This window comes from Uruburuella testudinis (genome assembly GCF_022870865.1).
Taxonomy (GTDB): domain Bacteria; phylum Pseudomonadota; class Gammaproteobacteria; order Burkholderiales; family Neisseriaceae; genus Neisseria; species Neisseria testudinis.
The window spans coordinates 1,012,649-1,037,744 of record NZ_CP091508.1 but is presented as its reverse complement, the minus strand read 5'-3'; the positions used below and the strand labels follow the sequence as shown (position 1 = coordinate 1,037,744).

Genomic DNA, 25,096 nt, shown 5'->3' with positions numbered 1-25,096 from the left:
CCCGGCCCTAAACTCACCTGGAACATATCAAGGTGGGTTTTTCTTTTGGCCGCCCCACACGGCATTTTGAAAAAAAGGATTTGAAATGAGCGATGCAAAACAGATGCAGGAAGACTTAGGTGTGAATAAGACCGTTATTTTGAAATATCCGGTGCGCCTGCCTACCGGCCAGATGTTGACCGAAGTCACGCTGCGCCGCGCCCGTGTCGGCGACATTCGCGCGGTATCGCACCTCTCCGGTGATTCGGAGCAGGAGTTGGCGATTTTTGCACGGCTGACCGGTTTGGTGCCGGAAGACCTGGATATGCTGGATATTGCCGATTACAAGGTGCTGCAAGAAACCTTTCGCACCACGCAAGAGCAATAGGCCGTCTGAAACGGTAAGCCCCGCCGAATCACCCCGCCGTCTGTTGGCGGCCTGCGCGGATGTGGCGTGGTGGTTTGGTTGGAGCGTGCAAGATGTGTATGACTTGCCGTTGGAAGAGTTTGACGACTGGCTGAAAGAAGCAACCCGCCAGATGAAGGCGGGTTATCGGAAGGGGCTTTAGGAGTGCTTTTTAGGGATGAGCTCATAAACTGCGCCCATCAGCACAAAAACAAATGCAATAGGGATGAGCATAAACGGGGCAATCATGCCGTAAACGATACCGGCTGCCCAACCTTGATGAAGCCATCCGATAACAAACCCGGCCAAGGCAAACCACACAGCCCAAACTTGAGCATCAAAGTTAAAAGCCATTTCCCAATATTTATTCATTTTCATCCCCTTACAGCGTTATAAGGATAGTAAATCATGTCGGCAGATTTGGCAATCGGCATCAAGGTCGGTTTTGGCGCAGGTGCAGCCATTGGCGGGCTGACTTCGTTGCGCCGCAGCATGCATACGCTGGGCAGCGAAGTACAGAAACTCTCTGCCCGGCAGCGGTTGTTGGGCGGTGTGTTGGAGAATCCGCTGAGAATGTCGAAACAGCGGGTTGGCGAGCTGAAACATGAATATGTGCAATTGGGCGTTACCATCGACAAACTGCGTAACAAGCAGGCGGCTTTGGGTAAAGTGCAGCTTCAGCGCGACCATCTGAAACAGCAGCGCGGCGAACTCTTGGGGCAAGTTGCAGCCACGGCATCTCTGGCCACCACGGCGATTGTGCCGGTGAAGTTGGCCGTAGATTTTGAATCTACGATGGCTGATGTTAAAAAAGTGGTGGATTTCGATACGCCGGAACAGGTCAAGCAGATGGGGGACGATATTTTAAAGCTCACCCGCACCATTCCGATGTCTGCCGACAGTTTGGGGCAGATTGCCGCTAGCGGCGGCCAATTGGGGGTGGCACGACAGGACATTATCGGTTTTACCGAGCAGATTGCCAAAATGAGTGTGGCATTCGATATGTCGGCCGATCAGGCCGGCGATTCGATGGCAAAACTGGCCAATGTTTACAAGATTCCGATTGCCGAGATCGGCAAGCTTGGCGATGCCATCAATGAACTGTCTAACAGCAGCCCGGCCAAGGCGGAGAATATTGTCAATGTGCTCGGGCGCGTGGGCGGTGTGGCCAAACAATTCGGCTTAACTGAATTTCAGGCGGCTTCATTGGGCAATGCCTTTATTGCATTGGGCAGAACGCCGGAGGTAGCCGGTACCGCCATTAACGGGATGCTGACCAAGCTGATGACTGCCGATAAGCAAGGGGCAAAATTTCAAAAAGTGCTGAAAGGCATGGGCACAGATGCCAAAACACTGAAAAAATCGGTTGCCGAAAATGGCGAGCAAGCCTTGGTGGATTTCTTGAAGCAGGTGGAAAAACTGCCCAAAGACCAACAGATGGGTGCTTTGGTAGATTTATTTGGTGTGGAATATGCCGATGATGTGGCGGCTCTGGTGGGGGGCCTGGATACCTATGAAGCGGCTATCAAACGTTTGAAAGATACCAATGCCGATGGCTCGCTAAAATTTTTGGGCAGTATGGATAAAGAGTTTCAGGCGCGTGCCGAAACTACAGCGGCCAGTTGGCAAACCCTGAAAAACCATATGGCCGAGCTGGCAATTACAGTCGGCTCTACCTTGTTGCCCGCTGTGAACAGTTTGCTGGATTTCATCAAACCCATGATTGCCGGTCTGACCGACTGGGCACGTGCAAACCCTGCTGCAACCCGCAGCATATTGGGTTTTGTTGCCGGGCTGGCATTATTCAAAGTCAGCTTGCTGGCAGGTGTGTTTTCACTGAATATTGCACGCACGGCTCTTTCTTTTTTTCCGGCTATGATGCACAAAATTTCGGCAACGTGGCTGCTGTCTGTATTGAAGTTCCGCTCCGGCACCGGTTTGATTTTTAAAAGTGTGGGCTTGGTCAAATCTGCCTTAGGCGGTTTGCGTGCCGCATTGCCGTTGATTAAGGCATTCGGCCAAGGCTTTGTACGGGGTTTTGTAGGTTTGGGTAAACTGGCTTGGCTGGCTATGCGCGGTTTGGGTATGGGTATTACCCGCATGATTCCGATTATCGGCGGTGCGTTTGCCAAGCTCGGTCTGTTTCTGATGGCCAATCCGATTTTTATCGCGTTGGGCTTGCTGGCCGCTGCTGCCTATATGCTCTACCGCAACTGGGACGGTGTGGTCGGTGGGGCAAAACTGCTATGGCAGGATTTGGGCAGCTTTGTCGGCGGTATTGCCAATACAGTGAGCAATTTTTTCAGTACCGCATGGGAAAATATCAAAGCATTTTTCAGCAGCGGTATCGGAAATATTTCCGCTACGATTGTTAATTGGTCGCCGCTGGGTTTGTTTTATCAGGCCTTTGCCGCAGTCTTGAGCTGGTTCGGCATCACGCTGCCGGCCACCTTCACCGGCTTCGGCAGTATGATTATTCAAGGTTTGTGGAACGGCTTAAAAGCTAAGTTTGAGGAGGTCAAGGGCTGGTTTTCGGGTGTGGCGGGCTGGTTTGGCGGCGCATTTCAGAAAGCCAACGATATCCACTCGCCAAGCCGTCTGTTCAGGCGCTTCGGCGGCTTTATGATGGAAGGTCTGCAAATCGGGCTTGATGCTGGTACGGCTAGGCCGTTAGCGGCTATTAGCAGGGTGGCTCAATCGGTGCAGCGACGTTTCACGCAATCATCAGTATTGCCCGCGCCTGATGTGCCGCCTTTGGCCACACCCTCATTTACCCCGCCGGCGCTTCTACCTGCACCGAAACTCGACCTGTGGGAACGTTTAGGTGGTTATGCGGCGGCTTTGCGCGATACGCTGGCCAAGCGAATGCAGGATGCGAGCGCGGACTTTGCCGCCGCGAGGCAGGCAGAGGCCGGACAGCAGCAGGCAGCGCGGCAGCAGGCGGTGATCATCCATTTCAATCCGACCATCCATGCACCGGGCGGCGACCCTGCTCAAATTCAGACGGCCTTGCAAATGGGCTTGCGCGAATTTGAAACGCTGTTTCACCGCATGATGGCCGACCGTGAACGGAGGGCTTACTGATGTATGCAATGTTGGGTGATGTGAGATTTGAAACCTTGCAAAGCTTTGCCAGCCTGGAGGCGCAGCATTCGGCCAAGTTTGCCAAGCATGAAGTCTTGAAAGGCCGTCCGCGCTTACAGGCGCTGGAAAACGACCTGACCACGCTGCGCTTTGGCTTAAAACTGCATTGGATGCTGGGCAATCCCGATACGGCTTATAAGGGTTTGCTGACGGCTTTGGAAGCACAGCAGGCGGTGTCACTGGTTTATGGCTCCGGCCGCTTTGTCGGCTGGTTTGTGATTGAAAGCCTGACCGAGCGCACGTTGATTCAAGACAGCAAAGGCCGCACCGCTGCGCGTGAATTGGATGTCGAGCTGACGGAATTTGTCGGCGACCCAAACAACCCGCTGCCCACGCCTGCCATTATGAGCGGCAAACAAAATCCGTTGTTGTCGCTGTTGCCCGAGTCGGTGCAGGCGCAAGCGGCAGATGTGATGCAGGCGGTTGAAGCCGGTGTGAAAGTCTATCGCGCGGCGGAAAGCGGCATAGATGAAATGCAGTCGCTGATTCAGGCAGCTAGAGACATCCGCAACGACCCTGCCGCTTTATTGAATATGGCAGGAGACGCGCTGAATATCGGCAGCGGCGTATTAGGGCGTCTGAACGGCTTGCCTGAAGTTACGGCTTTATTGGGTAATTTAGACGGTGCGGCACAATTTACCGCGCAATCAGCGCAGGCTGCACAGCAGTTGAGCAGCGGTGTTGCGGTGTTGCGGCAAGGTATTGAAAGCGGCTCAGAAGGTACATGGCTGGATACCGCTGCCGACGGCCTAACTTCGGCACTCGACAGCCTGCACAACGGTGCGGCCGCCGCGCAGACCTTGACGGCCTTTTTGGCCACGCGGAGGGATTTATGAGTGCAGTTATCCGCTACACCACCAAAGACGGTGACCGCTGGGATTTGATTGCCCACAAGCACTACGGCAATGCGCTGCTGATTGACGGCTTGATTGCGGCCAACCCGCATTTGCCGTTGGCCGAGGAGTTTACCAGCGGCTTGACAGTGTTTGTGCCGGTGCTGGAAAGCAAACCGAAAAACAGTCAGGCCGTTTTACCGCCGTGGATGCGCTAGGAAGGTTGAGATGGATATTAAGGGTTTATTGTCCGGCTTGGCCGCTCAAGGCGGTGCAGGTGGCACTCATCCGGTGACTAAGCCGGATTTCACGCTGAGCTATGAAAACAAGGATATCACCGGGGATATTGCCCCTTATTTGATTTCGTTTGTGTACACCGATTATCTTGAGGGGCAATCTGATGAGTTGCAAGTGGAGCTTGAAGACACCGACGGGCGCTGGCTGCGTGGCTGGTATCCCGAGCAAGGCGATGCGCTGGCATTAAGTTTGGGCGACCGATTCACCGGCTTGGTTGCTTTGGGCAGCTTTGAGATTGCCGAGATTGAGTACAACCACCCGCCGTCAACGGTGAGTCTGAAGGCATTGTCGGCGGGTATTACCAAAGCCAGCCGCACTTTAAAAGGCAGACCGTATGAAAATACCACGCTGGCCGAGATTGTGCGCCAAGTGGCAGGCCGTCTGAAATTACAGCCCGACGGCCAAGTGAAAGACATCAAAATCAAGCGTGTGACCCAGTATCAGGAGCGCGATATCGAATTTTTGAGCCGTTTGGCCAAAGAGTATGGCCACACCTTCAAGCTTGTCGGGAATAAGCTGGTATTTACCGATAACGCCGCGCTGAAAGAGCGTGAAGCCGTGGTGGTATTAAGCCCGGAAGACATGGTGCGAATCCGTCTGCGCGACCTGATTAAAGGCGTGCCGACACAAGTGGAAATGCGCGGTTACGACCCGAAAACCAAAAAAACGGTGTCGGCTATGCGTAAAACCAAGCCTTTGCGCCCGAAATCCAAACGCGGCCACACCGGCGACACGTTGAAAATCGTCCCCAACAAAGGAGAGAGTCAAGCCCAGCTTAATGCCCGTGCGGATGCCACATTGGCCGAAGCGCAAGACGACCAATGCGCCGGAAACATCACTTTGTTTGGCAATGCGCTGCTGGTGGCCGGGCAAACCGTGCGCCTGAAAAACATGGGTAAGTTTTCCGGAAAGTATCTGGTAAAACAGGCGCGGCATGAATATCGCCGCAGCAGCGGCTACACCACCGAGCTGGAGATTAAGATGATTGAGTATATCGATGATGAGGAGAAAACCGATGCCGCAAACTCATGATTTCACCGCAACCCTGCAATTCGGTATGGTGTCGGCGGTGGATGAAGCCGGTCACAATCTGCGCGTGAGAATCCCCGCGCTTGAGGATATGGAAACAGACTGGCTGCCGATGATTACGCCTGCCGCCGGTGGCAATCAGTTTTACAGCCTGCCCGACGAAGGCGAGCAAGTGATTTGCCTGCTGGACGCTCGCGGTGAAAACGGCTGCGTGATTGGCGCGATTTACAGCACGGCCGATAAGCCGCCGGCCAGCAGCAAAGACAAATGGGTGCGCCGCTTTAAAAATGGCACGGTAATTGAACATGACCGCTCAAGCGGCAATGTGTTGGTTAAGACCGATGGCGTGGTAACGATTGATGCCGATACGGTGGTTGAGAAAACGCTGACTGTAAACGGTCTGTTGACCTACACCGAAGGCTTGAGCGGTCAAGGCGGCAATGGGGCGGCGGCTAAAATCGACGGTGCAATTGAAGCGAGCGGCGATATCAAGTCCAAAGGCATCAGCCTGCCCGATCACACGCACACCGGCGATAGCGGCGGTCAAACATCTAAAGCAAAAATGTAGTTTTAATCCGCATTAAAAGCAGTTTCAGACGGCCTTATCTACAATCCCTGTATCTATAGTGATACAGGGATTTTTTTATGCAATACGCCATACCGATTTCCAAGCATTGGCAGCTCGCGCAAGGCGACGGCTTGGCTCAGGGCGTGGACGACATCGATCTGTGTATCCATAACATTTTGTCCACACGCAAAGGTTCGGACGTAACCCGCCCCGATTTCGGCAGCAATCATTTTGATTACATCGACACGCCGGAAGACGTGTTTGTGCCGAATATCGTGCGTGAAGTCGTGTTGGCCATTCAGACGTGGGAAACCCGTGCGGTAGTTGAAGAAGTGACGTTTAGCGGCCATGCACCGCATATCACCATGACCGCGCGCTGGCGCGTGGCTGATGACGTATCCGGCGAGATCTACGGCACGACGTTGAATTTGGAGAATGCGGCATGGATTTGAGCAATTTAAAGCCCGAAGACGTGAAAGTTGTTGATGACGATTTGGCCGTGATTTTGGCGCAGACGATTGCCAAATATGAAAGTGACAGCGGCAAAACGCTGCAACCGGCACATATCGAACGCTTGATTATCAATACTTATGCTTACCGCGAGGCGTTGACCCGGCAGCAGGTGAATGAGGCTTACCGCCAGCAGCACGTTAGATTTGCGACCGGCTTGATGTTGGACTTATGCGGAGATGATGTTAACACTCCGCGCCTTGAGGCATCGGCCGCGCGCTGCACGTTGCGTTTTACCGGCCAAGCCCTGCGTAGCGAGGTCGATATTCCGACCGGCACACAAGTAGCCGTCGGCGAAATTGTCTTTGCCACCATTGAGCCGGGCCGTCTGACGGCCGCGCGGCCGCGTGTGGATTTGCAAGCAGTATGCCTGACCAGCGGACCGGCAGGCAACGGCTGGTCGGTGGGTCAAATCAATACACTGCAGGGCGTATTTGCTGCCGATGTCAGCGCGGTAAATATTACCGTACCGTCCGGCGGCGCGGGAACGGAAAGCGATGCCGCATATCGCGCCCGTATCATGTTGGCACCGGAAAGCTACAGCGTAGCCGGCCCGGTGGGTGCATATGAATATTGGGCGCGCGCTGTATCACCGGCAATCTGTGCTGTGCATGTCGGGCATGCGTTAGACGAAAAAAATGAGGAAATCGGCGGCACGGTTGCTGTAACCGTTTTAACCAAAACCGGCATGCCGTCTGAAGAGTTGCTGGCGCAAGTGAAAACCGCATTGTCGGCAGAGCGGAAACGGCCGCTTTGCGATACGGTGGTCGTGCGAGCGCCGACTGAAGTCAAATACACGCTCGTCGCCGAGCTGGTTTTACTCACAGGCACAAATGCGCTGGACGCTAAAACCGCCGCAGAACAAGCTTGGGCGGCTTATGAAGCGGCCAAACAAGAGCAGCTTGGCAGCGATATTGTACAACTGGATATTCAGACGGCGCTGAAAGTAGCCGGTGTGTATGACGTCAAGCTGACCAGCCCCGCATCGCGGGTGTTAAAGCCGTATGAATGGGCGAAATGCACATCTGTGCGCATCACAACCCGTGTTGAACAAGAGGACGGCTGATGGCAAAACTGACTTATGCAGCGGTTATTGAGCGTGATCGGCGCTACAAAATGCTGGCAGAACTCGGTTTGGGCTTGCAGCTGGCAGACAAACACAAACTGATATTGAGACTGACCGAGTTAGTCGCGCCCGAGCACCTGCCCATACTGGCCGAAAGCCGCTCAATCCTCGGCGAAGACGGTTACTGGCTGGCGGAGTCTGACAGCGCGCGCCGCCGCTTAATTAAAGGCGCATACGAGTTGCACCGATATAAAGGCACGCGGTGGGCTATCCGTGAAATCGTCCGCCGCCTTGGGTTTGGCGAAGTGCAGATTATCGAGGGTATGGGCAACAAGCGCCACGATGGCGAAATTATGCGCGACGGCACATACGCGCATGGCCACAGCGACAGGTGGGCGCATTACCGAATCATCTTGGCAACGCCGATTACAAACGACCAAGCCTATCTATTGCGGCGGACACTTGCTGCTTTTGCTCCGGCGCGTTGTGTGCTGGCTGCATTGGACTATCTGGCCGTGCCGTTGCAGCACAACGGCCGCGCCACACGAAACGGACAATTTAATCGAGGAACTGCATAAAAATGGCAAATTTACGCGAAACGGCGACATGGGAAGCCGGTATCTATCAATGGGAAACCTCCGACCCGGTAATGGGTGGTGAAAACGGTATCGACAATAAGCCAACCCGCCAGTTGGCCAGCCGCACCCTCTGGCTTAAAACCGAGCTGGCCAAAGCCGTGGCCAGCATCGGCAGCAATAAAACCGCTGCCGAACAGGCATTTGCCCTCAAAGCCACCGCCATCACCGCTGGCGCAGGTCTCACCGGTGGCGGCAACTTGTCGGCCAACCGTGTGTTGAGCATGGGCAAGCCCAGTAAAATCACCGCCACCTCAACCGACGCGGCCATCAGCGGCACCCACAGCCACAGCATCGACAAAGCCAGCACTACCGTGGCCGGTATCGTGATGCTTGTCGATGCGCTCACCAGCACCGACAAATCAAAAGCGCTCACCGCGGCTCAAGGCAAAGTGCTGGCCGATTTAATCGCCGGCCTCGGCGACGAGGCGTTTAAGCTGCGCGGCTCGCTCGGTAGCCGTAATCTCAATGATGTTAAAGGCACCGCAGGCTACGGCGTTTGGCATCAAGGCGGCAATGCCGGGGCGACTGATGCGCTAAACTATCCGGCCAAAAAAGCGGGCACGCTGCTGGTGATGCCGGCGGCTTATCAAGGCATTCAATTGTATATCCCATATGACTGGCAGCTGTTGTATATCCGCCATTCAGACGGCGCGGGCGTTTATTCAGCGTGGCGCATTATAGGGGAAGTGACCAATACGCTCACATCCGACAGCTTCACGGCCGCACTAAGCGCCGCGATGGGTAAAAAACTGGCACAGGAAAAAGCCGATAAAACTGATGTGCTGGGCAACAGCGGCAGCCAAGACTTAAACGGCTATCTCACTATCAACAATAATAATTGGGGGCGTTTGGCGATGCCCACAAATGACGGCGGCAAGTGGGTGGTTGAAGTCAATCCGGCCGGTGCCGGTGACCCGCGTATGAATTTTTTGTTTGCGAAGCCCTCCGGCGGCGGCAGCCTGTATATCCGGTTTCCGCCGCTTAATAAAAATGAGACGGTGGCCTATCAATCGTATGTTGCTGATGCCGTTGCGCCAAAGGCAAATAAAGCTACGACATTATCGGGCTACGGCATCACTGACGCGGCAACTAAAGCCGAGCTGACGGGTGCCATCAACGGATTGATTGATGACGCTCCTGCTGCGCTCAACACATTGAAAGAGCTTGCCGCAGCAATCAGTAATAACGCCGGTTACGCGGATACCGTTACCGCCGAGCTTGGCAAAACCGTTAAAACCAGCGGCAATCAAACTGTCGCCGGTATTAAAACCTTTGCAAACCAGCTCAAAATCAGCGGAGCGGCTAATTTATCTTTATACAACTGGCGCAGCCATATCAACATGCTCGGCGATCATGGTGCACTAATGCTTAACGACAACATCGGTATCGGCCTGCATCGCATAAACAACCAATTGGTATTTTTAGATGTGCCCGCTAACCGCGCCGGTTTTACTTATAAATTTACCGACCAAACCTTATCCGTGGCCGGGGACGGCACTTTTGCCGGTATCAGTGTGGCTGCGCTGAATCGCGCCAAAGCCAATGACAATCAAGTGGTCAAGCTTACCGGCAATCAAACTGTTGATGGCATTAAAACAGCACTTCAGCGGTGGGATTTTGCTGGAGGGTTGCGCTTTAAAGGCTCTGCAAAAAACGAATGGGCAGTGATCGGAATGGGCAGCGCAGATATTTATTTGCACAATCCGATCAGCAATAAATATTTGGCGCTTAAAGATGCGGGGGAGCTGCACTATGACGGTCAACGCGTGGTGCTTTGGCGTGACCGCAGCGACGCAGTCAATCTTAACGATACAAACAAGTTTGCAACCAGCAAAGCCGTCAAAGCTGCTTACGACGCAGCGGCTCGAGCTGCGCCGGTCGGGACTGTTGCCTTTGTCGCCGGCACAACCACACCTGCCGGCTGGCTCAAAGCCAACGGCGCAGCAGTATCGCGCACCACCTATGCCGCTTTATATGCCGCCATCGGCACCCGCTACGGCGCAGGCGACGGCTCAACCACATTCAATCTGCCTGACCTGCGCGGCGAATTTGTGCGCGGCTGGGACGATGGGAGGGGTGTCGATAAAAGTCGCGTTTTAGGAAGCCGACAAGCTGATGAAGTCCGAAGTCACAATCACGCCAACGGCATTTTCAATCAAATGCTGCGGCCACCATACAGTGGTTCCCTAACCGGTGGCGATGCCGGCGGCTCGGGCTCCGAGCAAGCAGTAGGTACAGGGGATGCCGCCGAAATCAAAGCATACGGCGGCGCCGAAACCCGCCCGCGCAATATCGCATTAATGGCCGTTATTAAAATTTAAGGTCGTCTGAAAAACTGAAACCGTAAGCAAAGGAAAACACCGTGAATGAAAACGACATCGCCAACGCAGGTGAAACACTATACCCCGCCACCAAACCCGTGTGCCAACTTGATGCAAATGGCTACTATGCCGGCCGGGCAGAAGCCGATTTAAGCCCGATGGAAGCAGATGCCGGCGTTTATCTGCTGCCGGCAATGTGCATCGACACCACACCGCCTGAAGAGCGCCCCGGCAAACTGGCATTTTGGGATGTAGGCACTGAAACATGGCAATACCTGCCCGACCACCGCGGCGAAACGGTATACAGCACCGCCGGGGGTGAATCACTGCTGATTGAGCAGCCCGGCAACTACCCCGAAGGCTACACAACCGAGCCGCGCCCCAGCCATTACCACACATTTGCAGACGGCCGCTGGCAAATCAGCACCGGCAACGCAAATATAAAGCGTGAAGCCGAGCAGGCAGCGGTTTGGGAGGCCATCAAAAACAAGCGCCATGCCAATCTGCGCGGCGGTGTCTATCTTGATAGCGTAAGCAAGTGGTTTCAAACCGATGATGCCACCCGCCAGCAATACACCTTTATGCGCACACTGCCCGAGTTGCCGCCCGGCATGCAGTGGAAAACGATGGACAACAGCTTTATCGAAATGACCAAAACTTTATTGGATGAGCTGTCCATTAAGTTGCTTACCGATGAGCAGGCCGACTTTACCAACGCCGAGCGCCACCGTGCCGCCATGCTTGCCGCTGCCGAGCCGCTCGATTACGACTACAGCAGCGGTTGGACGGCCACATACGAGGCCGCAGCATGACCCGCCCGACAATCTATCTCGCACTATACAAAGGCCGCAAAAGCATCAAACGCCCCTATGACCTGATCGCCCGCTTTTCAGACTGGCTCACCCGCCTACTGACGGCGGGGCCGTACAGCCATTGCGAAATCTCAATACAGCGTTCAGACGGCCTCTTGGATTGCTATTCCAGCTCTATCCGCGACGGCGGTGTGCGCTGTAAAACCATGCCGCTGCCGTCTGAAAAATGGGATTTAATCCCATTGCCGAGCGACATTGCCGCCCACACACGCTTACAGTTTGTCTTCAGTTGTACCCGCGGCCGCGGTTACGACTGGCTCGGCGCCGTGGGTGTGATTGTCGGCACCCGCCACCGCCGCAATAAATGGTTTTGCAGTGAATGGTGTGCCTATGCACTTGGCCATACCGCCCCGCATCACTACAGCCCGAACAGCTTAGCCAAACTGCAATCGGCACTCGCACCGATAACGCACGGCCAATAGCAAAGCCCGCCGTATGAAACGGCGGGCAGCAAGATAAAACGGCTGCGCGGCGGTGTTACGAGCACCCATCCGCGCCAGCTTCAGCAGTCACAGCCTGCGTTAGCCTTTTTAACCGTTCCCTCGCGAGGGATGCGGATTTTATCACTAACCGCAGGAGTCATACAAAAAAATGCAACAAAGTTACAAAAATCGGTGTCGGTGTCGAAGCTGCGCCAAACTGTTGGCTGTCGGCTTGGGCAACTTTGAAATCAAATGCCCACGATGCAAAGCCATCAACCGTTTCAGCTCTTTAACAACGAATGCCGAGCATCCCAGCCCGAAAGGACGCAGTGGATGCAGCCAACGCTTATAAGGCTCGGATTGCCGCAAAGCTGATAACCACGTTTTAAAACCAACCAGAGCGCCTCGAGTGCCGTTTTCTCTCTATATATAGGAGTGCAAATGACACTAAAACCTCAACCTCAAAAACCGCAGCCGTTGGTGCCGTGGATGGGCGGCAAACGCCGCCTGGCCAAGCATCTGATTCCGATGTTTCCCGAGCATTGCTGCTACGTAGAGCTTTTTGCAGGTGGCGCAGCGCTGTTTTTTCTGCGCCCCGAAAAGGCCAAGACCGAGGTGCTCAACGATCTCAACGGCGGCTTGATTAACCTCTACCGCATTGTACAGCACCATTTTGACGAGTTTGTGCGCCAATTCGAGTGGGCGCTGACCAGCCGTGAAGTATTCACCCGTCTGCAATCTACACCACCCGAAAGCATGACTGATATTCAACGGGCAGCAAGATTCTTTTACCTACAGCACACCGCGTTCGGCGGCAAAGTGACCGACCAACATTTCGGCACCTCCACAACCGGTCGTGGTTTCACCGCTGTAGATATTGCAGACCGTCTGAAAGCCGCCCAGCGTCGGCTCAACGGTGTCTACATCGAAAACGAGCCGTGGCAACGTTGCTTCAAACGATACGACCGCCCACATACCTTTTTCTACGCCGACCCGCCGTATTGGCAAACCGCAGGCTATGACCGCGCTTTCGATTGGTCGCAGTATCAGCAACTGGCCGAAGTAATGGCCACCGCACAAGGTAAGGTCATGCTGTCTATCAATGACCATTCCGACATCCGCGGGCTGTTTAAAGATTTTCGGATTCAACGGCTGGAGCTGGCCTATAGTGTGGGGCGCGATAAAACGCAAAAAACCAGCGGCGAGCTGGTTATCTGTAATTGGTAGGCATAATAAAAGGGACGTTGGCGTCCCTTTTATTATTTATTTTTCGATTGAGCAGCTTTGTAGCCTGCTTCATAAGCCGCCTTTAATGCGGATGCGACACACCCTACGGATACCTCGTGGAAATCTGCGCCGCTGTTTTGTGTTTGCAAGTTTTCAATAAAAAGTTCTTCGGCCGCGATGGTTGCAAGCAGACTTACCGGTGCAGTGCGGTTGTGGCTCTTGGTTGCGCCCATTTTCAAATCCCTGCGTGTCGTTTTCAATGAACACATGATGCCGTACTTTCACGGATTTACCTAGCAATGGTAGTGCTATGTTTGGGTGAATGAAAAAAATCCTGCCGAAATTTGACAGGATTTGTAACTTTGTTGCGCTGTGTGTAACAGATTTTAAGGGTAAATATCTCACAGAAGTAAGCGGTTTATCTCGCGCGGCTTCATGTTGTTGAAATTTGCCAAGATATTGCTACTCAATATCCAGGATGGTATTACCATGCGCAAAAATTCAAATATAAGGAATTAAATCATTCCGAAATTTGGATAGATCCTTCTTGGGTACTCCATTTATCTGCAGAACCAAGCGTTATGGTTTATAACACATCGGTTAACAAAGTTCGAAAAGAAAGTTTTAAGGGATTCAAACCAGCAAAATGGACCTGCCGAATGCTGATTCTGTCACCCGAAGCCCATAATAACGTAATGATTTATCAACAGCTGGTACACACCCTACCCGATGCGAAAGCCTATGTTGCTGACTTTTTTGCACGTGGTGTCGATTTGGTTAACCGCTATTTCTCCAGCTCGGATGAAACAACCTTTTTAAGCAGCTACCCAATTGTCGGCGAGTTTCCTAACCACCGCACAACTGAAGGCTACGAAGGGCTGGGCAACTGTATCGCCCGTGCCGTATTGCTGGATTTTGATTATGTAGAGCGCTTTATCCGTGACGATTTCCCTACGGACCGCCCCATTTATGAACCTTACCGCGAACGAGTAAAAGAATGGCGGCCGATATGGAAAGAACGTGCTGAGAAAAACAGCAGTATTTTAATCCCTTGATTTTCTCCAAGCGTAGAGTGTATTCCGCAAGAAGCACACACGTTCTCAGGCCGCCTGAAACCTCTTTCAGACGGCCTCCCGTTCCTTAACAATCCAAGAACCGCCGCACAAGACCTCGACCCCCCCTGCCCGCAGCATTGTGTGGTGCTGGCCTATAACCGCAGCAGCCACCAATCCGAGCGCGACGTTAAAATCGGCACCTTTGCCAAAGTGTCTTCGCCGCTGATCGAGCTGGCCTATGCCGTTGAAGATGCCGCCGACAGCAACGCCGGCGACCGCACCCGCGCCCTTCAGGGCATGGCCGCCGCCGCACAGGGCTATCAGCTTTACGATGCGGTCGGCAAAGTCACCGATGCCGCCGCCCGCAATACCAAAGTTGCCGCCGATGCCCTTAAAAACGGCGTGGCCGCCAACCCTGATGATTTGCAGCAGGGTGCGGTATTGGCCAAAGCCGAAGCCGGCGTCGGCTTTAAAACCGCCAATGCCAGCCAAAACCAAAGCTATGCCGACAGCCGGCGCAACACCCTCAGCGCCGGCGGCAATCTGAGACTACAATCGACTGAGGGCAATATCCGTCTGCAACACACCGCCGCCACCGCGGGCGGCACCCTCAGCCTCGATTCGGCAAAAGACATCAGCCTCGAATCCGGCCACAGCAGCCGCCACCGCGACGGCAAAAACAGCAGCTTCGGCGCATCGGTCGGTGTCGGTGTTTCAGTGGGCGCGCAAACCGGTGTCTATGTTTACGCCGAAGCCGGCGCCACCAAAGGCCGCCAGCGCCTCGATGCCGGCAGCCACAACCCCACCGAGCTGAACGCCGGCCATATCCGCCTCAACAGCCGGGGCGATACCGCCCTCAAAGGCGCCACCGCGACCGCCAACCGCATCGATGCCGATGTTAAAGGCCGTCTGAATATCGAAAGCGTGCAAGATACGCTGTCGCAAACCAGCAAACAAAGCGGCGCCGGTGCCAGAATACAAATCGCCCTCGGCAGCGCCTGGGAAGCTTCCGGCAATTTCAACCAAAGCAAAGCCTCGGGCAGCAGCAATACCGTCCACACCCAATCCGGCCTGTTTGCCGGCGACGGCGGCTACCACATCAACGCCGACAGCGTGCACCTTAAAGGCGGCGCCATTGCCTCAACCGCGGCGAAAGAGAATAACGGGCTGACCGCCAACGCGCTGACCTTTGAAGATATTCAAAACCACAGCAGCTACAAAGCAACGAATGTGGGGTTGAGCGGCGGCTACGGCGGCGGGCTCAGCAGCAGCGAAGCCTTCCAACAAAGCCCCCTCGGCCAAGCATCCGCCGTAGCCGGCCAAAGCATAAGCCAAGGCCCCGGCTACAGCCCGACCCTGCCCCAATATGAAAGCGGCAGCGACAGCAGCATTACCCGTGCCACCCTCAGCGCAGGCCGTCTGAATATCGGCGGTCAAGAAACCACCACCCAAGCATTGGGCATCAACAGCGACAGCAGCAGCGCCCACAGAGCAGTCAACGCCCTGCCCGATTTGGCCGCGATTACCGAGAAGCAGCAGATTGTAGCGAAAGCAACGGCAGACATCGTATCCGCAGCGCGTACCTTCAGCGGCAACCGCCAACAGGCAGCAGCCGAAGAGCGGGCTAAAGCCGAAGCGGAATACGAAGGCCGTCTGAAAGCCCAAAATGACGGCAGTTACGAAGCTTTCAGCCAACTGAGCGACATCGAACGCCAAACCATTTTAAGCAGCGAATCCGAAGCCTACCGCAATGCCGATACCGAAGCCAAAAACTGGGGCATAGGCGGCAGCAAATCCCGCGCAGTGAACGCAGGCACCATCCTGCTCACCGGCATACTCGGCGGCCAAACCAACCTGCAAACCGCCGCCAACACCCTGTCTCCCTATGCCTCCGCCGCCATCGGCAACACCTTCGGCCACGGAGAAAACCAAAACGAAGCCGCACAAATGGTCGGCCACTTCCTCTTGGGCGCAACCTTAAGCTATATTAACAGCGGCGACCCGTTAAGCGGCGGATCGGCAGCGGTTGCAGCCGAAAAAGCCGCAACATATCTGAGCCGGCAATACGACGACGGTCAAACTGCCATCGACCCGGTTACGGGCGAATTCAATCCGAATCTCTTACCCGAAAGCGTGAAAGACGAAATCAAATCCACCACGGGCGTGATTGCGGCTTTGGTGGGTGCAACGGGAGATAACGGTGCGGCGTTGAATACGCAGATTTCGGGAGTGATTGGGCAGAATGCTGCTGAAAACAACCAGGCTGGGCGCGGGTTTAGAACGCCACAATTAATACGCAATGACCTCAACATTGCTGCGTACAATCTTCAATTTGCTCAAGTCCGCTCATTTATTCCTAATTTCAACGGATTTCCAACAGCTAGAAATGTAGACTCCGAAGGCAGGGGAATTGTTACCTCTGCTGAAGTTGCTCAAATGAGAGCATTTGCTGAATTTTTAAGAACACAGCCGAGAGGAAGGAGTCAGGCTGAATATGTTGCTCGTTTTAATCAATCATATTCTATTAATAGCAATTCCTCACAACAAACCAACCATACTAGTTCTCTTCATGATTTCCGTAGTTTAAATGAGAATGAGTTTGCATTTATTAATAGCGCACGAACTACATTTAAAAATAGCCAGATATGGACTGCGATAACTCGTCATAGAGGTGAATTGGTAATTCAAAGAACTGATATTCCTCTAACAAGAGAAAACATTACCCGAATGAAAAATGGTAATGCCCCATTCGTAAGAGGGAGTTCAGGTGATTGGGAGCCTGTTGTTTTACACCATGTAGGACGAACGACTGGACAAATGATTGAAATTTCCCGTTCACAAAATAGATATGATACCGTAACAGGAGGGCCTCTTCATATTCCAGGTCCAGGAAACCCTGTACGTCAAAGTAACTATACAAATACTTACTGGAAACAACGTTATCAAGAATTGTTGAATACTGGTAAAATTCAAAATTAACAAGGAATATATGAATGATAGATTTTGAGAACTTATTGCAAGTATTCTATTCCCAAAGTGAAAAATTTGGAGCTGTTTCAGAAGATACTGTTATGAGCGCAGAAAATGAATTGGGTGTTTCTTTTCCTGAAGAATATAAGCAATTTCTATATAACTTCGGGGCTTTGATTGGAAATGGTATTGAAATATATGGGTTGCCTATTCACACGAATGATACTCCCCCTTTATGGCAAAACGTTGTGACGGTAACAAAGCGGCTACGTGAATATCACCAAGTTGGAACGGAAGATAGTAAATTTATTCCTATTTCTAGTGATGGCATGGATATGAATTATTTTATGAACACAAATAAGCATCCCTATATGGAAATATGGGCAATAGGGCATGAAACTAAAATTAAAATTGCATCCAATCTTAATGATTTCATCATCAATAAATTATTATCTCAATAACTAAAACAAGCAAACGTAACTGCGTGCCTAGGGTTTATGCCCTATATCACATGCACAATTCTCAGGCCGTCTGAAACTCTTCTTTTCAGACGGCCTCATTCTTTAACAATCCAGTCAAATCAACAGCAACAGCTGCGCATTAAATGCCGCCTCCGCCCTGATTACCGGCGCGCTCGGCGGCCAAACCGATATACAGGTTGCCGCCAACACCCTCGCCCCCTACGCCTCCGCCGCCATCGGCCGACAATTCGGCCACGGCGCCGACAAAAACGAAATCGCCCAAGCAGTCAGCCATTTCGCCTTAGGCGCAACCCTGGCCTACATCAACGGCGGGAATGCACTCAGTGGCGGCAGCGCAGCCGTAGCCGCTGAAAAAGCCGCACAATACCTGTCGCAGCAGTATAACGACGGTCAAACCGCCATCGACCCGCAAACGGGTGAGTTCAATCCCAACCTATTACCCGAAAGCGTGAAAGACGAAATCAAATCCACCACGGGCGTGATTGCGGCTTTGGTGGGTGCAACGGGAGATAACGGAGCGGCGTTGAATGCGCAGATTTCGGGAGTGATTGGGCAGAATGCGGTGGAGAATAATGATAGCGGTGACTTCTCGGGGCGCTTTGCCGGAGATCGTGCGCAATTCAGAAATGCACAACAGCTGTATCCAAACAGCCCTGAAAAAGCCAATCAATATTTGGCAGGTCAACAAACTGGCGAAGCCATCGGAGCCGGGCAAGGTGTGCAAGATATTATTGACGGTGTCAAAAATCTTCCTGCATCTACTTGGAACAGTATCAAAGACAATGGCCAACTGCAGGTTGATTCATACGGCATTACGCCTTTGTATCTGTACAATCCCACTCAACAAGGCAGTGCAACAGCAAAAGCTATTGTGGTGGATATCAAAGATTGGAATGCTGCCTACAATTATGCAGTAATAAATGACCCTTATTTGGCAGGACAAATGCGGGGAATGATGAATGTAGGCCTATTATCCTAAATGTCCAATAGGCCTTATTTTTGTGAATGGGGTGCCATTTCGGCAAGGCAGAAATAAGCAGGATCGGCCTGCTTTCAGGCTGAAAACATGTTTTGCCAAAGCTTCAGGCCGTCTGAAAGATTTACCGATACCGATCCATCATTCAGACGGCCTGAAAAAGAATCAATGCGCAGTTTAATCGTTTTATTAAAGCATTGCCGAACCTATCCGATACAGCAAGATTCGAAAACACGGCAGCTCTATTCGATCACGGTATCTTCCACCACGCCGCCAAAGCCGCTGCCGAACGAATCAAACGTTACCGGCGGCGGCAATAAAGTATCTAATGAAAGTGAAGCGGCATTCAAAGTGGGATAGCCGCTAAAGCTGACCGAATACCCGCCATTGCTGCTGCTGCGGATTTGCGCTTGCGCACCTAATGGAAACGTTGCCTTGTTGGTAATATGGCCGAACGGAAAACCGGTAAGCACCGGCACTCTTGCCACCCGCTGAATGGTGTTGACTACTGCGCTGAAATTATAGCTGCTGTCATACACATCACGGATGGTGCCCATACGGAAATCACCGAAGATAATCGCCTGCTGCTTTGATAACACGCCCGCCAAATACAGCGTTTGCAACATGCGCTCGATGCGGTAAGGCTGCTCGCCCACATCTTCGAGAAACAAAATACCGCCCGGCACATCGGGCAGATACGGGCTGCCGGCCAGCGATGCCAGCACGCTCAGATTGCCGCCCCACAATGTGCCCTCTACATTGACCTCACGCCGCTGAATCTCAGCAACCATCAAGGTATGCTGCGGATTGGTGCTGCCGCTGATAAATGAATCCATGGTATAAGTGCTGGGCTGGGGTTTGCCGAATTCGCTATACACCATCGGCCCGGCAAAGCTGCTCATATTGCCTTTTGCCAGCAAGGCCAGTTGGATGGCGCAGACATCGCTGAAGCCGAAAAACAATGTACCTCGCTCGCGCATGCGTGCGCCCAGGCCGGCGAAATCAATCTGCGACAACAGGCGTACCGCACCATAACCGCCGCGCAGCCCCATCAACACTTTCGGCGTGACCACTCGGCCGCTGGCCACATCTTGGAAATCAGCCAAACGTTCGGCATCGCTGCCGGCAAAACGCTGATAGCGGCGGTAACCTGCCTGCTGATTGGTTACCGTGAAACCGGCGTGATACAAACGGGTCAGGCCGGCTTCAACACGGCTGCTGTTATCGGCAAAGCCGGATGGGGCGACAACGCGTAAAACATTATCGCCCTGACGGGCGGGTTGGGTTCTTTTAGGCGGCACGGGCTGGGTCTTGGTGGGGGTTAGAGGCGGTTGCTGTGTGCTGCCGCAGGCCTGTAACAAGCCTGCACCGGCAACAGCGGCGGATGTACGCAGAAATGCGCGGCGGGAGGGTTGCCAAGTCATAGGTTTCCTTATGATTTCGGTTGGCAAGTTTACCAACCATTCGGATATGAAGCGGATGGAGTTGCTCTGTCAAACCTGCCATGTCGGCAAATGCTTGAAAACACATTCGATTTACCTTACCAGAGCTGGCTTCGGCAGCTGTTCAGACGGCCTCTGTTTCCAGAATCTGCTTGATTTGCTGCGGCCAGTTTTCAGGCAGCATCATCGCCGCCTGCCGCTGTGCAGGCGCCCAAATCGGTGCGGGAAAATGAGCATCATCGTCAAAGCGGGCAATCACATGCCAATGCAGATGCGGCACCACATTGCCCAGGCTGGCCAAATTGATTTTGGCCGGATGGAACACTTGCCGCATAGCAGCTTCCACACGGTATACCGCCTGCATAATTTCATCACGTTCGGCTGCCGCCAAATCAGTCATTTCTGCAACATGCGCCTGCCAGATAACCCGGCAAAATGCGGGCGCTTGGGCTTCGTTATGCACGGCAATCACGCGCAAGCGGTCATTTTGCCACAATATTTCTTCGTTTTGCGCCTGACAAATCGGGCAATCATTCATGAAAAAACCTTTTCAAAGAAATACAATAAGGGCTTATTTTAATGTATCAGGCCGTCTGAAAACGCTTTCAGACGGCCTTTTAACTTAATTTTAAATTAAAGCTCTGCTCACATTTCATACCCATTCATAAAAACAAGCTAACCGCGTTGGCTCGCCGGTGTTTGAACAGAAATGGTTTCGCTGGGGTGCTCTAACCATTCAGAATGATTCAGATTTCTTGTGATAAAAGGGCAGATGTAAGGCAAAAAACGCAGCAAAGTTAGACATCTTGCGAAGCTTTTTAATACAGCAGATGTGCTTTTAGCGTAAAAAAGATGATGATACATGATACATCAGGACACCCCAGCCCTGTACAGCCTTCAGCCCGCTGCTTGGTCAGCTTACTTTTGTAAAAGGTATCAGCCGCCGGCAGAGTTTCCCGTGATTCTTAAATAGCGGCAACCGGAAACAGAACAGCCGCACGAAGCGGCCGAATAAACGGCTATTTCAAATAAAGCGGGCCGCGCCTTTATTGGCCAGCGCATCAGCCTTTTCATTTTCTGCATGGCCGGCGTGGCCTTTTACCCATGTCCAGTGCACATCATGGGCGCTCACCAACGCATCCAGCGCTTTCCACAAATCTTCGTTTTTAACCGGTTTTTTGGCAGCGGTTTTCCAGCCGTTTTTCTTCCAGCCGTGTATCCAGCTTTCCATACCGTTTTTCACATATTGCGAATCGGTGCAGATTTGCACACGGCAACGGCGTTTCAAGGCTTTCAGGCCTTCGATGACCGCCATCAGCTCCATGCGGTTATTGGTGGTGTCGGCCTCACCGCCATACAGCTCTTTTTCGTGGCTGCCGTAACGCATCAACACGCCCCACCCGCCCGCACCGGGGTTGCCTTTGCATGCGCCGTCGGTATAAAGGTAAACAGTGGGTTCCATGATATCGGCTTCCTTTAACAATAGGGGCGCATGATAGCATAACCTATTCAAAAAATAATCCGGCGGCGTTGCCGGTTGGCTGTTTGAAATAAGGATAAGGCCGTCTGAAAAATATTATTCAGACGGCCTTATCCTTATTTTGTTGCCTTGCTGAAAAATCAAGCCGGCTCAATAAATGATGTTTTTGCCGTAGCCTTCCAAAATTTCTTTAATATGCAGCACGGTATCTTTCGGAGGCGGATGTACGCCTTTGAGTTTGTATTCATCGCCGCACAATTCCCATTTGTGCGCGCCTAATTCATGATACGGCAGCAGCTCGACGGTTTCGATGTTTTCCATGTCGCCGATAAATTCGCCCAACAGGTGTGCGGAGCGGTCATCATCGGTATAGCCCGGCACAATCACAAAGCGCACGCGCGTAGGCTGTTGCCGTTCGGCCAGATAACGGGCGAAACGCAGGGTTTTGGTGTTGGGAATGCCGACCAGCACTTTATGGATTTCGGGGTCGATTTGTTTTAAATCGAGCATCACCAAATCGGTGTGATCAATCAAGCTGTCGAGAATGGCATCGTAATGCAGGGCATAGCCGTTGGTATCGAGGCAGGTATGAATGCCGTTTTCATGGCAGGCGGCAAACCAGTCGCGGATAAACTCGTATTGCAGTAACGGCTCGCCCCCTGTTGCGGTTACGCCTCCGCCAGTTGCCCGCAGGTAATGGCGGTAGGAAATCACTTGCTTCATCACCTGCTCTACCGTAAGCACTTGCGCTTGCTCGGTGCGCATATCCCATGTATCGCGGTTGTGGCAATACAGGCAGCGCATCAAGCAACCTTGCATAAACAGCACGAAACGTAAGCCGGGCCCGTCGACCGTGCCGCAGCTTTCGATAGAATGCACAATGCCTTTGCCGTGATAATGCCGGTGACCGTCGGCAGATTCGGCCGGGTGAATGGTATGAGTTTGCATAGTTTGTGTGCGTATTGTGTTGTTTTCAGAAGAACTATTATACAGCATAGGCCGTCTGAAAAATTTTGTGAAAAGAAATGCCGGGTAAACCTACCCGGCATTTTGTGATGCAGCGTTACCGGCGGATTACATGCTGGCGGTAAAGGTGCGGGTAATCACGTCTTGCTGCTGCTCTTTGGTGAGGGAGTTAAACCGCACCGCATAGCCTGAAACGCGGATGGTCAGCTGCGGATACAGCTCGGGGTCGTTCATCGCTTCAATCAGCATTTCACGGTTGAGCACGTTAACATTCAAGTGCTGGCCGCCTTCTACGCCACCTTCGTGGTGGAAATAACCGTCCATCAAGCCGGCCAGATTTTTCTCGCGTGAAGTTTCGTCTTTACCCAGCGCGCCCGGCACAATCGAGAAGGTGTAGGAAATACCGTCTTTGGCAAACTCAAACGGCAGTTTGGCTACAGAGCTCAACGAAGCCACGGCACCGTTGACATCGCGGCCGTGCATCGGGTTGGCACCCGGGCCGAACGGTGCGCCTGCACGGCGGCCGTCAGGGGTATTGCCGGTTTTTTTGCCGTAAACCACGTTGGAAGTGATGGTCAGCACAGATTGGGTGGGGATGGCATTGCGGTACATCGGATGCGTGGCCACTTTTTTCATAAAGCGCTCAACCAAATCGCAGGCAATATCATCTACGCGATCATCGTTGTTACCGAATTGCGGATATTCGCCTTCGATTTCAAAGTCTACCGCAATGTTGTTTTCATCACGCACCGGGCGCACTTTGGCATATTTGATGGCAGACAGCGAGTCGGCAGCCACCGACAAACCGGCAATACCGCAAGCCATGGTGCGTTTCACATCACGGTCGTGCAAAGCCATCAGCGCGGCTTCGTATGAATATTTATCATGCATATAGTGGATAATATTCAACGCGGTTACGTATTGGGTTGCCAGCCAATCCATGAAATTGTCCATGCGGTTCAACACAGTGTCGTAATCCAACACTTCATCTAAAATCGGCTCGGTTTTCGGGCCGACCTGCTCTTTGGATTTTTCATCAATACCGCCGTTGATAGCGTAGAGCATGGTTTTGGCCAGATTGGCACGGGCGCCGAAAAACTGCATTTGTTTGCCGACAACCATCGGGCTCACGCAGCAGGCAATGGCGTAATCGTCGCTTTCAAAATCGGGGCGCATCAAATCATCGTTTTCATATTGGATAGACGATGTATCGATGGATACTTTGGCACAGAAGTGTTTGAAACCTTCCGGCAGTTGCTCAGACCACAACACAGTAATGTTCGGCTCGGGAGACGGGCCCATGTTGTAAAGCGTGTGCAGGAAGCGGAAGCTGTTTTTGGTAACCAGCGTGCGGCCGTCCAAGCCCATACCGCCGATAGATTCGGTGGCCCAAATCGGGTCGCCTGAAAACAGTTCGTCATATTCGGGCGTACGCAAAAAGCGCACCATACGCAGCTTCATCACCAAATGGTCGATCAGCTCTTGCGCTTCGCTTTCAGTAAGTGTACCGGCTTTCAGGTCACGTTCGATATAAATATCGAGGAAAGTAGCCACACGGCCGAACGACATGGCTGCGCCGTTTTGCGATTTTACTGCTGCCAGATAGCCGAAATAAGTCCATTGCACAGCTTCGCGGGCATTGGCGGCCGGGCGTGAAATATCAAAACCGTAGCGGGCGGCCATTTCTTTCATTTGGCCGAGCGCTTTGTGTTGGTCGTTGATTTCTTCACGGCGGCGAATAGTTTCTTCCAAGTTTTTGCCGGCTTCCAAATCGGCTTGCAAAGAATTGAACTGCGCCACTTTATCGGCCATCAAAAAGTCGATACCGTAAAGCGCCACGCGGCGGTAGTCGCCGATAATACGACCGCGGCCATAAGCATCGGGCAAGCCGGTCAGCACACCGGATTTTCGGCAGCGGCGGATATCGGGGGTGTAAACGTCAAACACGCCTTGGTTATGGGTTTTACGGTATTCGGTAAACGCTTTAACCACTTCCTGATTCAAGGGGCTTTCGTAGATTTTGCAGGAATCCATCACCATTTTCAGGCCGCCGTAAGGCATAATCGCACGTTTGAGCGGCTCATCGGTTTGCAGGCCGACAATGGTTTCCAAATCTTTATCGATATAGCCGGCGGCGTGGCTGTTAATGCCGGATACGATTTGCGAATCGATTTTATAAGGCGCATGGGTACGGTTTTCAACCTTGATGCCTTCCATCACATTATTCCACAACGTGGTGGTCGCTTCGGTGGCGGGCGCCAGAAAATCGCCGTTACCTTCATAAGGGGTGTAATTTTTTTGAATAAAATCGCGTACGTTTACACCGTTCTCCCAATCGCCCGGCTGAAAGCCGGACCATGCAGTGGAACGCTCTTGTGCGGTGGTAGCCATAATAAACTCCTGTTTTGGTTAA

General features: G+C 52.8%; 27 protein-coding genes. 19 read left to right on the top strand and 8 right to left on the bottom strand.

What is annotated here, in order from left to right; genetic code table 11:
- The first annotated feature begins 85 nt into the window (after nucleotides 1–85).
- Nucleotides 86–367 (top strand): phage tail assembly protein, encoded by a 282-nt coding sequence (locus LVJ83_RS04700; protein WP_244786807.1) that lies wholly within the window; start codon nucleotides 86–88, stop codon nucleotides 365–367.
- 61 nt (nucleotides 368–428) lie between these two features.
- A complete protein-coding gene (locus LVJ83_RS04695; RefSeq protein WP_244786805.1) occupies nucleotides 429–548 on the top strand; it encodes a GpE family phage tail protein in 120 nt (39 codons plus the stop codon).
- Here LVJ83_RS04695 and LVJ83_RS04690 read toward each other — a convergent pair.
- A complete protein-coding gene (locus tag LVJ83_RS04690) occupies nucleotides 545–757 on the bottom strand; it encodes a hypothetical protein (RefSeq protein WP_244786803.1) in 213 nt (70 codons plus the stop codon). The two genes, LVJ83_RS04695 and LVJ83_RS04690, sit on opposite strands and share 4 nt — an antisense overlap.
- Nucleotides 758–793: 36 nt before the next feature.
- Here LVJ83_RS04690 and LVJ83_RS04685 point away from each other — a divergent pair, with 36 nt between their 5' ends.
- The 13 genes from LVJ83_RS04685 (at nucleotide 794) to LVJ83_RS04625 (ending at nucleotide 13,312) form a co-directional block, all read left to right on the top strand.
- Nucleotides 794–3,469 carry a phage tail tape measure protein gene (locus tag LVJ83_RS04685; RefSeq protein WP_244786801.1) on the top strand — a complete coding sequence of 892 codons (2,676 nt, stop codon included), beginning with the start codon at nucleotides 794–796 and terminating at the stop codon, nucleotides 3,467–3,469.
- Complete coding sequence (locus tag LVJ83_RS04680) at nucleotides 3,469–4,365, top strand: phage tail protein (protein ID WP_244786799.1); 897 nt, start codon at nucleotides 3,469–3,471, stop codon at nucleotides 4,363–4,365. Before LVJ83_RS04685 ends, LVJ83_RS04680 begins: the two co-directional genes overlap by 1 nt.
- Nucleotides 4,362–4,580, top strand: coding sequence for a tail protein X (locus LVJ83_RS04675; protein WP_244786797.1), 219 nt, complete (start codon nucleotides 4,362–4,364; stop codon nucleotides 4,578–4,580). Before LVJ83_RS04680 ends, LVJ83_RS04675 begins: the two co-directional genes overlap by 4 nt.
- 10 nt (nucleotides 4,581–4,590) lie before the next feature.
- On the top strand, nucleotides 4,591–5,691 hold the full coding sequence (locus tag LVJ83_RS04670; RefSeq protein ID WP_244786795.1) for a phage late control D family protein: 1,101 nt from the start codon (nucleotides 4,591–4,593) through the stop codon (nucleotides 5,689–5,691).
- Nucleotides 5,675–6,256, top strand: a complete 582-nt coding sequence (locus tag LVJ83_RS04665; protein WP_244786793.1) for a phage baseplate assembly protein V — start codon at nucleotides 5,675–5,677, stop codon at nucleotides 6,254–6,256. Before LVJ83_RS04670 ends, LVJ83_RS04665 begins: the two co-directional genes overlap by 17 nt.
- A gap of 77 nt (nucleotides 6,257–6,333) precedes the next feature.
- The gene (locus tag LVJ83_RS04660) at nucleotides 6,334–6,708 is read left to right on the top strand and encodes a GPW/gp25 family protein (protein ID WP_244786791.1); all 375 of its coding nucleotides are present in this window, start codon (nucleotides 6,334–6,336) and stop codon (nucleotides 6,706–6,708) included.
- On the top strand, nucleotides 6,699–7,832 hold the full coding sequence (locus tag LVJ83_RS04655; protein ID WP_244786789.1) for a baseplate assembly protein: 1,134 nt from the start codon (nucleotides 6,699–6,701) through the stop codon (nucleotides 7,830–7,832). The genes LVJ83_RS04660 and LVJ83_RS04655 overlap by 10 nt, the downstream gene beginning before the upstream one ends.
- On the top strand, nucleotides 7,832–8,410 hold the full coding sequence (locus LVJ83_RS04650; RefSeq protein ID WP_244786787.1) for a phage tail protein: 579 nt from the start codon (nucleotides 7,832–7,834) through the stop codon (nucleotides 8,408–8,410). Before LVJ83_RS04655 ends, LVJ83_RS04650 begins: the two co-directional genes overlap by 1 nt.
- Before the next feature lie 2 nt (nucleotides 8,411–8,412).
- A complete protein-coding gene (locus tag LVJ83_RS04645; RefSeq protein ID WP_244786785.1) occupies nucleotides 8,413–10,791 on the top strand; it encodes a tail fiber protein in 2,379 nt (792 codons plus the stop codon).
- Nucleotides 10,792–10,832: 41 nt separating this feature from the next.
- Entirely contained in the window at nucleotides 10,833–11,603 is a 771-nt protein-coding gene (locus LVJ83_RS04640) for a DUF4376 domain-containing protein (protein ID WP_244786783.1), read from the top strand.
- On the top strand, nucleotides 11,600–12,085 hold the full coding sequence (locus LVJ83_RS04635) for a hypothetical protein (protein ID WP_244786781.1): 486 nt from the start codon (nucleotides 11,600–11,602) through the stop codon (nucleotides 12,083–12,085). The genes LVJ83_RS04640 and LVJ83_RS04635 overlap by 4 nt, the downstream gene beginning before the upstream one ends.
- 169 nt (nucleotides 12,086–12,254) lie before the next feature.
- Nucleotides 12,255–12,437: a Com family DNA-binding transcriptional regulator gene (locus LVJ83_RS04630; protein WP_244786779.1), complete on the top strand. Its 183-nt coding sequence runs from the start codon at nucleotides 12,255–12,257 to the stop codon at nucleotides 12,435–12,437.
- Nucleotides 12,438–12,526: 89 nt separating this feature from the next.
- Nucleotides 12,527–13,312 (top strand): DNA adenine methylase, encoded by a 786-nt coding sequence (locus tag LVJ83_RS04625; RefSeq protein ID WP_244786777.1) that lies wholly within the window; start codon nucleotides 12,527–12,529, stop codon nucleotides 13,310–13,312.
- Between the two features lie 32 nt (nucleotides 13,313–13,344).
- Here LVJ83_RS04625 and LVJ83_RS04620 read toward each other — a convergent pair whose 3' ends face one another.
- Entirely contained in the window at nucleotides 13,345–13,545 is a 201-nt protein-coding gene (locus LVJ83_RS04620; RefSeq protein WP_244786775.1) for a DUF6900 domain-containing protein, read from the bottom strand.
- A gap of 426 nt (nucleotides 13,546–13,971) precedes the next feature.
- On the opposite strand from LVJ83_RS04620, the gene LVJ83_RS04615 reads away from it, so the two are divergent.
- From LVJ83_RS04615 to LVJ83_RS04605, 3 genes are all read left to right on the top strand, one after another.
- Nucleotides 13,972–14,367: a hypothetical protein gene (locus LVJ83_RS04615; protein WP_244786773.1), complete on the top strand. Its 396-nt coding sequence runs from the start codon at nucleotides 13,972–13,974 to the stop codon at nucleotides 14,365–14,367.
- 144 nt (nucleotides 14,368–14,511) lie between these two features.
- Nucleotides 14,512–17,346 (top strand): hemagglutinin repeat-containing protein, encoded by a 2,835-nt coding sequence (locus LVJ83_RS04610; RefSeq protein WP_244786771.1) that lies wholly within the window; start codon nucleotides 14,512–14,514, stop codon nucleotides 17,344–17,346.
- A gap of 14 nt (nucleotides 17,347–17,360) precedes the next feature.
- Nucleotides 17,361–17,798, top strand: coding sequence for an SMI1/KNR4 family protein (locus LVJ83_RS04605; protein WP_244786769.1), 438 nt, complete (start codon nucleotides 17,361–17,363; stop codon nucleotides 17,796–17,798).
- 139 nt (nucleotides 17,799–17,937) lie between these two features.
- On the opposite strand, the gene LVJ83_RS04600 is transcribed toward LVJ83_RS04605, so the two are convergent.
- Entirely contained in the window at nucleotides 17,938–18,093 is a 156-nt protein-coding gene (locus LVJ83_RS04600) for a hypothetical protein (protein ID WP_244786767.1), read from the bottom strand.
- Between the two features lie 174 nt (nucleotides 18,094–18,267).
- Here LVJ83_RS04600 and LVJ83_RS04595 point away from each other — a divergent pair, with 174 nt between their 5' ends.
- Nucleotides 18,268–18,798 carry a hypothetical protein gene (locus tag LVJ83_RS04595; RefSeq protein WP_244786765.1) on the top strand — a complete coding sequence of 177 codons (531 nt, stop codon included), beginning with the start codon at nucleotides 18,268–18,270 and terminating at the stop codon, nucleotides 18,796–18,798.
- A gap of 239 nt (nucleotides 18,799–19,037) precedes the next feature.
- Here the strand turns inward: LVJ83_RS04595 and LVJ83_RS04590 are convergent, their stop codons facing one another.
- The 5 genes from LVJ83_RS04590 to pflB all read right to left on the bottom strand — a co-directional run bounded on the left by LVJ83_RS04590 (nucleotide 19,038) and on the right by pflB (nucleotide 25,074).
- On the bottom strand, nucleotides 19,038–20,219 hold the full coding sequence (locus tag LVJ83_RS04590) for an LD-carboxypeptidase (protein ID WP_244786763.1): 1,182 nt from the start codon (nucleotides 20,217–20,219) through the stop codon (nucleotides 19,038–19,040).
- Nucleotides 20,220–20,361: 142 nt separating this feature from the next.
- Nucleotides 20,362–20,775 (bottom strand): HIT family protein, encoded by a 414-nt coding sequence (locus tag LVJ83_RS04585; RefSeq protein WP_244786761.1) that lies wholly within the window; start codon nucleotides 20,773–20,775, stop codon nucleotides 20,362–20,364.
- A 486-nt stretch (nucleotides 20,776–21,261) separates the two neighbouring features.
- The gene (rnhA, locus tag LVJ83_RS04580) at nucleotides 21,262–21,699 is read right to left on the bottom strand and encodes a ribonuclease HI (protein ID WP_244786759.1); all 438 of its coding nucleotides are present in this window, start codon (nucleotides 21,697–21,699) and stop codon (nucleotides 21,262–21,264) included.
- 168 nt (nucleotides 21,700–21,867) lie between these two features.
- Nucleotides 21,868–22,665: a pyruvate formate lyase 1-activating protein gene (gene pflA / locus LVJ83_RS04575; protein WP_244786757.1), complete on the bottom strand. Its 798-nt coding sequence runs from the start codon at nucleotides 22,663–22,665 to the stop codon at nucleotides 21,868–21,870.
- A gap of 126 nt (nucleotides 22,666–22,791) precedes the next feature.
- Nucleotides 22,792–25,074 carry a formate C-acetyltransferase gene (pflB, locus tag LVJ83_RS04570; protein WP_244786755.1) on the bottom strand — a complete coding sequence of 761 codons (2,283 nt, stop codon included), beginning with the start codon at nucleotides 25,072–25,074 and terminating at the stop codon, nucleotides 22,792–22,794.
- Between the last annotated feature and the right edge of the window lie 22 nt (nucleotides 25,075–25,096).